The organism is Lutibacter sp., from assembly GCF_030692605.1.
In the GTDB taxonomy this organism is placed as follows: domain Bacteria; phylum Bacteroidota; class Bacteroidia; order Flavobacteriales; family Flavobacteriaceae; genus Lutibacter.
On record NZ_JAUYUD010000072.1, the window covers coordinates 30637 to 42904 of the forward strand.

Annotated in this window: 9 protein-coding genes; 8 read left to right on the forward strand and 1 reads right to left on the reverse strand. The window is 30.9% G+C overall.

Annotation, left to right across the window (positions count from 1 at the left end; genetic code table 11):
- The first annotated feature begins 1 nt into the window (after position 1).
- On the forward strand, positions 2–994 hold the full coding sequence (obgE, locus tag Q8S45_RS06675) for a GTPase ObgE (RefSeq protein ID WP_305602664.1): 993 nt from the start codon (positions 2–4) through the stop codon (positions 992–994).
- A 50-nt stretch (positions 995–1044) separates the two neighbouring features.
- Here obgE and Q8S45_RS06680 read toward each other — a convergent pair whose 3' ends face one another.
- On the reverse strand, positions 1045–1479 hold the full coding sequence (locus Q8S45_RS06680) for a hypothetical protein (protein ID WP_305602666.1): 435 nt from the start codon (positions 1477–1479) through the stop codon (positions 1045–1047).
- Between the two features lie 188 nt (positions 1480–1667).
- On the opposite strand from Q8S45_RS06680, the gene Q8S45_RS06685 reads away from it, so the two are divergent.
- The 7 genes from Q8S45_RS06685 (at position 1668) to Q8S45_RS06715 (ending at position 12123) form a co-directional block, all read left to right on the forward strand.
- Complete coding sequence (locus Q8S45_RS06685; protein ID WP_305602668.1) at positions 1668–2174, forward strand: DUF456 domain-containing protein; 507 nt, start codon at positions 1668–1670, stop codon at positions 2172–2174.
- Between the two features lie 283 nt (positions 2175–2457).
- Positions 2458–4158: a lysine--tRNA ligase gene (lysS, locus tag Q8S45_RS06690; protein ID WP_305602671.1), complete on the forward strand. Its 1701-nt coding sequence runs from the start codon at positions 2458–2460 to the stop codon at positions 4156–4158.
- A gap of 268 nt (positions 4159–4426) precedes the next feature.
- The gene (locus tag Q8S45_RS06695) at positions 4427–4822 is read left to right on the forward strand and encodes a hypothetical protein (protein ID WP_305602673.1); all 396 of its coding nucleotides are present in this window, start codon (positions 4427–4429) and stop codon (positions 4820–4822) included.
- Positions 4823–4973: 151 nt separating this feature from the next.
- Positions 4974–7154, forward strand: a complete 2181-nt coding sequence (locus Q8S45_RS06700) for an acylase (RefSeq protein ID WP_305602676.1) — start codon at positions 4974–4976, stop codon at positions 7152–7154.
- Between the two features lie 340 nt (positions 7155–7494).
- Complete coding sequence (locus Q8S45_RS06705) at positions 7495–8262, forward strand: hypothetical protein (protein ID WP_305602678.1); 768 nt, start codon at positions 7495–7497, stop codon at positions 8260–8262.
- A 283-nt stretch (positions 8263–8545) separates the two neighbouring features.
- Complete coding sequence (locus Q8S45_RS06710; RefSeq protein ID WP_371132990.1) at positions 8546–10642, forward strand: M3 family metallopeptidase; 2097 nt, start codon at positions 8546–8548, stop codon at positions 10640–10642.
- Between the two features lie 260 nt (positions 10643–10902).
- A complete protein-coding gene (locus Q8S45_RS06715) occupies positions 10903–12123 on the forward strand; it encodes a carboxypeptidase-like regulatory domain-containing protein (protein WP_305602680.1) in 1221 nt (406 codons plus the stop codon).
- The last annotated feature ends 145 nt before the right edge of the window (positions 12124–12268 follow it).

Consider the following 12268-nt stretch of genomic DNA (forward strand, 5'->3'; position numbering starts at 1 on the left):
GATGACTGAAGGAAATTTTGTTGATTATATTAAAGTTTATGCTTCCTCTGGAAAAGGAGGTAAAGGTTCTACTCACTTGCATCGTGAAAAATACGTTGCTAAGGGAGGTCCTGATGGTGGAGATGGTGGACGTGGAGGTCATGTAATAGTTAGAGCAAACTCACAATTATGGACATTATTTTCATTAAAATTTAAAAAACATTTTAGAGCTGAACATGGTGGTGACGGAGGAAAACAATGCAGCACTGGAAAAGATGGTGAAGATGTGTATGTAGAAGTACCTTTTGGTACCATTATAAAAAATGCTGATACTAATGAAGTGCTTTTTGAAATTACCCCAGAAAATCCAGAACAAATTTTAATTGAAGGCGGTATGGGTGGTAGAGGAAACCACCATTTTAAAACCTCAACAAATCAAACACCACGTTTTTCTCAACCTGGAATAGATGCCATTGATGGATGGTTTCAATTAGAACTAAAATTGCTCGCCGATGTTGGTTTAGTTGGTTTCCCAAATGCAGGTAAATCTACCTTGCTTTCTGTGGTAACTTCGGCAAAACCAAAAATTGCCGATTATGCTTTCACAACGTTAAAACCAAATTTAGGAATTGTTGAGTACCGCGATTTTCAAACTTTTGTAATGGCTGATATTCCTGGAATAATTGAAGGAGCAGCCGAAGGAAAAGGATTAGGTCATCGTTTTTTAAGACATATTGAGCGAAATTCAACGTTATTATTTATGATTCCTGCCGATTCAAAAAATATTATTGAAGAGTACGCAATTTTACTAAACGAACTGAAACAACATAATCCAGAACTTTTAGATAAACGAAGATTATTAGCGGTTTCTAAAAGTGACATGTTAGATGAAGAACTTAAAACTGAACTTAAAAAAGAATTGCCTAAAGGAATAGAAACCTTATTTATTTCATCCGTAGCTCAGCAAGGATTGGTAGAATTAAAAGATACGCTCTGGAAAATGCTTAATGAATAAAATGAATGCATCTAACCATTAAATACATTCACAATTTACTTTAAAAAATTCTAATTTTTAATAATAATTGGAAGTGTAAATTCAGTTGCCACTGGCACATCGCGCTTAATTGCCGGTTCTAATTTAGGAAGTTTTTGCAAACTAATTCTCAAAATACTATCGAACTTAGGTACTAATTGTTTGGTGGTTGAATCCATTTTTATGCTAGACAACTTGGTGAACCCATTTACATCTACAATTAATTTCACAAAAACAGTATCGTTTATCTCTTGATTAATCAATAATTCATATTCTTGAAATAGTGCATAAATATAAGACGACATTTCAATTTGAAAACAAATGCCTTGCTTTTCTCTAGACGGAATTTCTTTACATTTTGGAAAAACAGGTAACGCATCTACCTTACTAAAATCTATAACAGTATCAACAACTTGCACCACTTCTTTTTTAGTATATTTTTCAATATAAGTGCAGGATGTAATCAACAAAAAACAGCTTATTAAACTAAAAAATCGCTTCAACATTGTATAAAATTAATAAGGTGAAAATACAACATTTTATGGGAAGCAACAATTTATTTTATTTAAGCAAAATAATTACTTCATTATTATTTATTCTATAATAATTATGAGAAATGAATTATCTTTCTATGTTGAAAATTAAGTTTTAATTTATGGATATTATTCTATTAATAATAGGTTTTTTATTAATAATAACGGGGTTAGTAGGTTCATTTTTACCCGTTTTACCTGGGCCATTAGCAAGTTGGTTTGGTTTGTTATTGTTATATTTAACTAAAATAATTCCAATGGATTATTGGTTTTTAGGCATCACCCTTGCAATTACCATTTTTATAACTATAATCGATAATTTTATTCCTGCCATTGGCACAAAAAAATTTGGTGGCAGTAATTTTGGAATTACTGGTTCAATAATAGGAATGCTTTTTGGGATGATATTATTAGGCCCGATTGGCCTCATAGTTGGTCCATTTATTGGCGCATTTATTGGGGAATTAATAAATGATAGTAACAATGTGAATAAAGCATTAAAAGCCGCAATTGGATCATTTATTGGTTTTTTATCATCAACCTTTTTAAAATTTCTAACTTCTTTAGTATTTACAGGATTGTTTATTTCAAAATTTTGGGAATATAAAAATGTATTTTTTAGCTTTTAATTAAAAAAGATTATTTTCTGTTCATCACAAAAAAAGAGTGAAAATATAATTCTTTTAAAAGAATTTCCAGTTTAAAAAATAGGGGGAATAAAAAAAGCCTCCCGGTATTCGGGATGCTTTCCATTGGTTTAAAAAACCGCGATGTATAAAAACATCGTTCAACACAACATACAAATATAATAATTTTTCTATAAACAAATTAAGTTTCACTTTTTCATTCATTATTATATATTTTTCTGAATTGATTGTATCTTTGCAATCCATTAATTTAAATTACAACAGCATGCAATTAACTCCTCTTGAAATTATTAGAAGGGAATCTTTACAAAAACTACGCGAGCTAGGTATCAATCCTTATCCTCCAGAAGAATTTAAAACTACTACTTCCATTAAGCAAATTATATCAAATTTTGAAGAATTTGAAGGTAAAGAGGTTATTTTAGCTGGAAGAATGATGAGCCGTAGAATTATGGGAAAAGCTTCTTTTGCTGAATTAAAAGATGCAAGTGGCAGAATGCAAATTTACATTAACAGAGATGAAATTTGTAGTGATGAAGAGGCTGTAATGTACAATACTGTATTCAAAAAATTATTGGATATGGGCGATATTATTGGAATTAGAGGAACTGTTTTTAAAACAAATGTTGGAGAAGAATCTGTTAAAGTTAAAGAATTAACTGTTTTATCTAAAAGTTTACGTCCATTACCAGTTGTTAAAACAGATGCGGATGGAAAAATTCATGACGCTTTTTCGGACGCCGAATTACGCTACCGTCAACGTTATGTAGATTTAATTGTAAACGATACTGTAAAAGAAACTTTTATAAAAAGAACCAAAATTACAACATCAATCCGTGAGTTTTTTAATGAACGTGGCTATTTAGAAGTTGAAACACCAATTTTACAACCAATTCCAGGTGGTGCGGCAGCTCGCCCTTTTAAAACACATCACAATGCGTTAGACATGCCTTTGTACTTGCGTATCGCAAATGAATTATATCTAAAACGATTAATTGTTGGTGGTTTTGATGCTGTTTATGAATTTGCCAAAGACTTTAGAAATGAAGGAATGGACAGAACGCATAATCCAGAATTTACGGTGATGGAATTATATGTTGCATACAAAGATTATAATTGGATGATGAATATGACCGAAGAATTATTAGAAAAAGTAGCATTAGACTCTAATGGAACCACCGAAATGAAAATTGGAAAAAATGATGTTAGTTTTAAAGCACCATATCCAAGAGTGCCAATATTAGAGGCAATTAGAATTCACACTGGTTTTGATGTTGCTGGAATGAACGACATCCAATTAAAAGAAGTTTGTAAAAAAGTTGGAGTTGAAGTTGATGAAACAATGGGTGTTGGTAAATTAATTGATGAATTATTTGGTTCAAAATGTGAACACCACTACATTCAACCAACCTTTATTATCGATTATCCAAAAGAAATGAGTCCGCTAACCAAAAAACACCGAACGAATCCTGATTTAACAGAGCGTTTTGAATTAATGGTAAACGGGAAAGAATTAGCCAATGCGTATTCTGAATTAAACGACCCTATTGAACAACGCGAACGCTTTGAAGATCAATTAAAACTATCTGAAAAAGGTGATGATGAAGCCATGTTTATTGATCAAGATTTTATTAGAGCCTTGGAATATGGAATGCCTCCAACTTCAGGAATTGGGATTGGAATTGATCGTTTGGTTATGTTCATGACCAATAATAGTTCTATTCAAGAAGTATTATTTTTTCCTCAAATGAAACCTGAGAAAAAAGCACCATCAGTTGAATTAAATGATGACGAAAAAGTTTTATTGGAATTGTTAAAAGCCACCACTCCAATTTTACTAAACAACTTAAAAATAAAAAGTGGTTTCAGTAATAAAAAATGGGACAAAACCTTGAAAGGTATTACAAAGCATAATCTGGCGAAAGTTAACGCTACTGATGCAGGTTTGTTTGTTGAGGTAGTTTAAATAAAAACATCATGCTGAACTTGTTTCAGCATCTCATCATATCATTAAGGGAGTTGCAGCAATGCAGTTCCTTTTTTTATACATTTTAATTTAAAAATATTATAATCAATAGATGACTTTAACTATTTTTACATAACTTTATTAAGTTAAATGTTTTTCCATCTTAAGTGGAGTTAAACCTACTTATTTAACTTCATTTATTATACCCACCAACTCCATTTTTAAGAGATTTTCTAATTAATATTAACTTAATTAATAAATTTAAATCATGGAAAAAAAACAAAAAGCTATTCAAGTTTATGCAATCATCATTTGCATAATTTCAGTTATTACCATTCTTATTTCTTTGTCAAGTTTAGTATCAGCGCTAATTGATCGAGGCGACCCATTATACGCTAACAATTATGAATTGAATTTAACTTCTTTCGAAAATTTCAAAATGGAAATTCTTAAGTCAACACAAAAAGATCAAGCGTATATTCCTAACGACCAAACATTGCACAAAATGTATGAAGATGCAAAAGCCGACAAAATTAATTTAACAAAACACCAAACACATCGCACCATTGTTGTAAGTAGTTTAATAACATTCTTCTGTATCATTCTATTTGGAACACATTGGTGGATTATTAAGAAAATAAGTAAGGAACAACTTAAAAACTAAGTTCTGTAAAAAGACTTTACTAAGGAATTACTTAATTGTAGTTCCTTTTTTTGTTATTACAGATGTATACTAACCATTTAATTTAATTTATTAAATTTAACCAGTTAAAATACTCAACTTATTACAATAAAATATAAAACCATAGCTATCTATGAAACTCATCTATGTTACATTACTCCTATTTATAACCACATGTTCCAATCCTCAAACCCAAGAACAAAAAGATCAAGATCGTTGGGAATCAATTGCTACTAATGTTGAAATTATTCGTGATGATTTTGGTGTTCCTCATATTTATGGTAAAACTGATGCCGATGCCGTATTTGGATTACTCTATGCGCAGTGTGAAGATGATTTCAACCGGGTTGAACAAAATTATATTTGGGCTATTGGAAGATTAGCAGAAGTTGAAGGAGAGGAAGCCTTGTACAGCGATCTTAGAGCTCGATTATTTATGACCAAGGAAGAAGCAATCGCTAATTATGAAAAAAGTCCTGAATGGCTTAAAAAACTTTGTAATGCTTTTGCCGATGGAATTAACTATTACCTATTTACCCATCCCGAAGTAAAGCCAAAACTAATAACTCATTTCGAACCTTGGATGCCTATGTATTTTAGTGAAGGTTCTATTGGAGGGGATATTGAAAACATTTCAACCCAAAAAATTAAAGAGTTTTACCAAGATAGCTCATCTCAAAAATTTAGTGCGATTCATAATGGTTTAATTCGTTTAAGTGATAATGAACCTCTAGGTTCAAACGGATTTGCCATTTCAGGAAAATTAACAAAATCTGGTAACGCTATGCTACTTATTAATCCGCATACCTCCTTCTTTTTTAGAGGTGAAGTTCATGTAGTTAGTGAAGAAGGCCTTAATGCGTACGGCGCTGTAACTTGGGGACAATTTTTTGTTTATCAAGGATTTAATGAAAAAACTGGATGGATGCACACCTCAACAGATATCGATTTTATGGATGAATATATTGAAACCATTTCCGAATCTAAAACTGGATTAACCTATACTTATGGAATGGAACAAAGACCTGTAAAAACCTTTGAAGTTTTACTAAAATATTCAAATAATGGAGAATTAAAAGACAAGAAATTTACTGCATATAGAACTCATCACGGCCCAATTACTCAATCAGTTGATGGCAAATGGGTAGCAACCGCAATGATGTGGGATCCTGTAAATGCACTTATTCAATCATTTACGCGAACTAAACTTAACAATCATAACGAGTTTAATACAATGATGAATATTAGAACCAATTCCTCTAACAATACAGTTTATGCCGATGCCGACGGAACAATTGCTTATTATCATGGCAATTTTATACCAAAACGAGATGGAATTTTCGATTTCACCAAACCACTTGATGGTAGTAATCCAGCTACCGATTGGAAGGGACTTCATACCGTAAATGAATTAATTACATTAACCAATCCAGCTAATGGATGGATTCAAAATTGTAACTCTACACCTTTTACAAGTGCAGGAAAATTTAGCCCAAAGGTTGAAGATTATCCAAAATACATGTCAAGAAATGAAGAGAACTTTCGAGGTATTCATACAGTTCGTTTATTAGAAAAATCTAAAGAGTTAACTATAGATAAATTAATAGAACTTGCTTATGATCCATATTTACCAGCTTTTGAAGTATTAATACCTGGTTTAATTGAAGCATATGATAAAACTTCAAAAGCTGACAAATCATTAAAAATACCAATTGATGTACTCAGAAAATGGGATTTTGCTACAGCAAAAGAATCTGTAGCAATGTCTATGGCACATTTTTACATTATGGAATATTTACAAAATGGTGTAAAGCCAAATGGTTTAAATAATTTAGAGCTTGTACAATATTTTGGAACATCATCTCCTTTAACAGAACGATTAGAAATATTTAAACAAACTATTGATAAATTGACTGCAGATTTTGGAACTTGGGACACGCCTTGGGGAGAAATTAACCGTTATCAACGCATTAATGGCGCTATTCAACAACCTTTTAATGATAGTTTGCCAAGTATTCCAATTGATATGGCTTCAAGTAAATGGGGTGCGTTGGCTTCGTTTGGCGCAAAATCATACAATACAAAACGAATTTACGGAACTTCAGGAAATAGTTTTGTAGCAGTTGTTGAATTTGGTAAAACAGTGAAGGCAAAAACAATGCTTGCTGGCGGTCAAAGTGGCAATCCAACCTCTCCTCATTTTGCAGATCAATCTCAACGATATGCCGATGTTCAATTCAAAGAAGTAGCATATTATAGAAAAGATGTAGAAAAAAGGGCTAAATCTACCTATCATCCAGGTAAAAAAAAATAAAATATTGAATGTGATTTAAAATTTTAAAATCAAATTATAACATTGAAAAAAGGGAATTACTTATTTGTAGTTCCTTTTTTATTTTAGATTAAAAATTTTTCAATTTGAAGTACGATATATTATTTAATTCATATTGAGACTCTTAGATTTTTATGTAAAATTTATATTAAAATAAATTTTACTATATTTGATTACCTACTAACTGAACTAAATCTTAAATAATAAGGTTTTGGCCTTTTCTATTTATTATATTTTTTAACTCCATAAAATTTTTAACTTTTAAATATGCTGTACAATTAATTATTGTATAGCTGACTATTAACTAAATAAATTTTTTATTATGATTAAAAAATCGATTTCAATTATGACATTGCTTGCTATGGTATTTGGTACTTTCCTAAGCGTAGAAGCACAAGACAAAGATTATGTTATGTGGGAAAGCATAACAATTACTCCTGATAATACCAAACTTAAAATTCTAGGAGAAAATATGCGAAAGCACAATCAAACTTATCATAATGCAGGGCCTTATAAAGCATATGTATATAATATTTCAACAGGTCCAAATGTTGGACAAATAGCATGGGAAATGGGTCCATTAACCTATTCACATCTAGATGGGAGACCTTCGAGTAAAGCCCATGACGATGACTGGAGGGATAATATTATGCCATATGTTAAAAAAATGTCTAATGGTGAATATTGGAAAAAAGACAAAGAGTTATCAAATACAGATATGTTAGACCCCAACTCAGTATCACATCCATTGCTATATATTAGATATTTTGAGGTTGTTAAAGATGAAGGACACAATGTCAATAGTCTATTCACTCAGGTGAGTAAAACCTTAAAGGCTATGGATGGTGATAATCCTTGGAGTGTTTATTACAATGAATTTCGTCAAGGTGATTTAGGAAGGCATATTGCAACAGTTAGTCCTTATAAAAATTGGGCTGAATTAGACAAAGATAATAATTTTAAAGATGTTTTTATAAAAGTTAATGGAAAGGATTCTTGGGAACCATTTTTAGAAAATATGAATGATTCATTTTCAAATTCGTGGGATGAAATTTGGACATTTAACCCAACCCTAAGCGGCCATAAATAATTTTTAATTTTAATAGTAGGTAAATTATTTTTGGCTGAATTAAATTCGAAATAATACATTTTAAAGAAGGAATTACATCTTTGTAGTTCCTTCTTTTTATGTTTTTTACTTCTATTTTAAATTGGTATTTTATAATGATTCTAAACTAGAATTTATTAAAAAATAATTGCGTTAAAATAGTTAAATTTGACTCATACTTTAATGCTCAAATTTAATTTTCAACAACATGAACAACTATTTAAAAACAACTACAGCAAAAGTAATATTTGCTTTTTGTATGGTTATGATATCGATAAGCAACTACGGACAAACAAATGAAACAATGGAAAACAACAATATTTTATTGAAAGAATGGACCGGACCATACGGTGGTGTTCCCGCATTTGATAAAATGAACATTGCAGATGTTAAATCTGCCTTAGAAGAAGGAATGAGACTAAATCTTTTGGACATTGAAGCAATTACAAAAAATCTAAGCGCTCCTACATTTGAAAACACAATTGTTCCGATGGAAAAAGCTGGAAAAGAGCTTACTCTAGTTTTTACTTATTATGGTATTTTAGGAGGCAATTTGTCATCTCCAGAATTTAGAAAAATTCAAGGAGAAATGGCTCCAATATTATCAGAATTTAGTTCAAAAATATCTCAAAACAAAGAACTATTTCAACGTATAAAAACAGTTTTCGACAATTCTTTAAAAACACCATTAGAAGCTGATCAACAGCGCGTTGTTCAACTAACTTATGAAGGTTTCGCTATGAACGGCGCCGAATTAGATGAAGTAAAAAAAGCACGTTATGCTGAAATAAATAAAGAACTTTCAACTTTATATACTAATTTTTCAAACAACATTTTGGCAGATGAAGAAAACTATGTAATATACCTTACTAAAGACCAATTAGGTGGTTTATCTGAATCTATGATAAAATCTGCTGCAAAAACAGCTTCTGACAAGGGGCAAGAAGGAAAGTATGCCATTACAAATACACGATCATCAATGGATCCTTTTTTAACCTATTCAACCGAAAGAGCTTTAAGAGAAAAAGTTTGGAAAACCTATTACTCTCGAGGAGATAATGGAGATCAATTTGATAATAACCAAAACATTGTTAACATTTTAAAATTAAGAAAAGAACGGGTAGGCCTATTAGGTTTCGATAATTATGCCGATTGGCGTTTACAAAATAGAATGGCAAAAAATCCTGAAAACGCCATGCAATTAATGAATGCAGTTTGGCCGGCAGCCATTGCCAGAGTTAAAGAAGAAGTTACCGACATGCAAGCTATTGCCAATGCTAACAACCACAACATAACTATTGAACCTTGGGACTATAGGTATTATGCAGAAAAAGTTAGAAAACAAAAATATGATTTAGATTCTGATGAAGTAAAACAATACCTTCAACTAGATAAATTAACACAAGCGCTATTTTTTGTTGCTGGTGAGTTATTCAACTATAATTTTAAACCAGTTCCTGAAGGTTCGGTCCCTGTATTTCAAGAAGATGTTAAAGTTTGGGAAGTTACCAACAAAACCACAGGAGAGAATATTGGATTATGGTATTTAGACCCTTATTCTCGTCAAGGTAAGAGATCTGGGGCTTGGGCAAATACTTACAGAAGCTATTCAACTTTTGATGGCAAAAAAAATGTACTGGCTTCTAATAATTCAAACTTTGTTAAACCTGCTCCAGGTGAGCCTGTTTTAGTTTCTTGGGACGATGCAACCACTTTTTTGCATGAATTTGGACATGCCCTTCATTTCTTTTCAGCAGAAGTAAAATATCCCACTTTAAATGGTGGTGTTAGAGATTATACAGAGTTTCAATCTCAAGTATTAGAACGTTGGTTATCTACAGACAAGGTTATTAATCAGTTTTTAGTACATCATAAAACTGGAAAACCAATGCCTAAAGAACTAATTGCAAAAATTAAACAAGCCGCTACCTTTAATCAAGGGTTTTCTACTACAGAATATTTGGCTTCAGCAATAATGGATATGAAATTTCATATGGCAGATCCATCAAACATAGATGCAGATTCTTTTGAAAGAGAAACTTTAACATCAATGAATATGCCTAAAGAAGTTGTTATGAGACATAGAACGCCTCATTTTGGCCATGTGTTTTCGGGTGAAGGATATGCAACCGCTTATTATGGATATATGTGGGCTGATGTGTTAACTGCTGATACTGCAGAAGCATTTGAAGAAGCTCCTGGTGGTTTTTATGATAAAGAATTGGCTGCTAAAATGATTAAATATTTATTTGCTCCACGGAATTCTACAGACCCTGCAGAAGCATATAGAAATTTTAGAGGACGTGATGCAAATATTGAAGCATTAATGAGAGATCGTGGTTTTCCAATACCAAAAAAATAAAAAAAAATAAAATAGGCTGTCTGGATACTTATTGTTCATACAGCCTTTTTTTAATTAAAACAATCCAAATAAACTAATTAATTCTAATAAACACAACTTCGATTTATTTTATTAAAATTAAAATAAATTGCCTGAAAATCATTAACTTCGGTAGTCAAAATTAGCAGTTTAATTTAAACTTTTAAGCCATGATAAATCAAGTGTCATTTTCAACGAAAAAATCATTATATCGTACAGTTCTCTTATTTTTTCTAATTATAATGTTTCAAAATTACAGCTATGCTAAAAATGTAATTTTAAATGATACTATTGGAGTGCAAAGAGTTAAAGGATTGGTAGTAGATAGTAAAACTAAAACTCCACTGGTTTTCGCTTCAATTTCTGTAAACGGCACCAATATTAGTACCGTAACAAATTCTAATGGAGAATTTACATTAAAAGTTCCTAAAAAATATCAAAATGAATTAATCACATTTTCTTTTTTAGGGTATACCAGTAAGGTGCTAATTTTTAAAGATTTAAAAAATGAATCTATCATTAAATTAGAAACCTACATAGAAGAACTTGAAGAAATAAAGATTACGGTTAAAGATGCAAAATCTTTAATTCTTGAAGTTTTAAAACGAAAAGGTAGTAATTACTTGAATGAATTAACCTCGATGACAGCATTCTATAGAGAAACTATTAAAAAAAGAAGAGCTTACATATCACTTTCCGAGGCGGTTTTGGAAATTAATAAACAACCATACACTTCAGTTAAAAATGATGCTTTAATGCTGTACAAGTCTCGTAAAAGCACCGATTATGATAAATTGGACACTATTGCATTTAAATTAAAAGGAGGTCCAATTAGCACCTTAAATTTAGATATAATTAAAAATCCTAACACTTTTTTTACGGAAGAAATGTTGGAAGTTTTTGACTTTAGTTTTGCATCACCTACCAAAATAGATAACCGACCAATATATGTTGTAAATTTTAAACAAAAAAAAGAAATAGAAGATCCACAATATTACGGAGAACTGTATATTGATGCTCAAGCACTTACACTTATAAATGCTAAATTTCATCTTAACCTAGACGATGTTGTAAAAGCAAGTAAATTATTTATTGTAAAAAAGCCTAACGATGCCGATGTTTCTGCAATTGAGGCCAGTTATCAAGTAGATTATGTAGTAAAAAATGGAAAATGGCATTATAGTTATAGTAGAATTCAATTAGGCTTTAAAATAAATTGGAGTAAAAAATTATTCAATACAGTGTATTACACCACAAGCGAAATGGCAATTACAGATTGGGAAATAATAGATAATTCTGAATTAATAAAACCAAAAGATCGAATGCGATCTTCTATTATTATGAGTGACGAAGCCTCTGGATTTAGCGACCCTGATTTTTGGGGTACATATAACATTATTGAACCTGAGAAACCTATTGAAACAGCCATTAAAAAAATTCAAAAACAACTAAAAAAGAATTAATTAAAATTGATTGTCCGTAATTACCCATAATTAATAAAAAAGCGTTATATTTGATAAAAAAAACGATGAATTTATTCAGTTTTACAGCAAATTTTGGGAGCGAGGAATCTTGTAGGCTTCATTTTAAAGAAGAAAGAGACAAAAT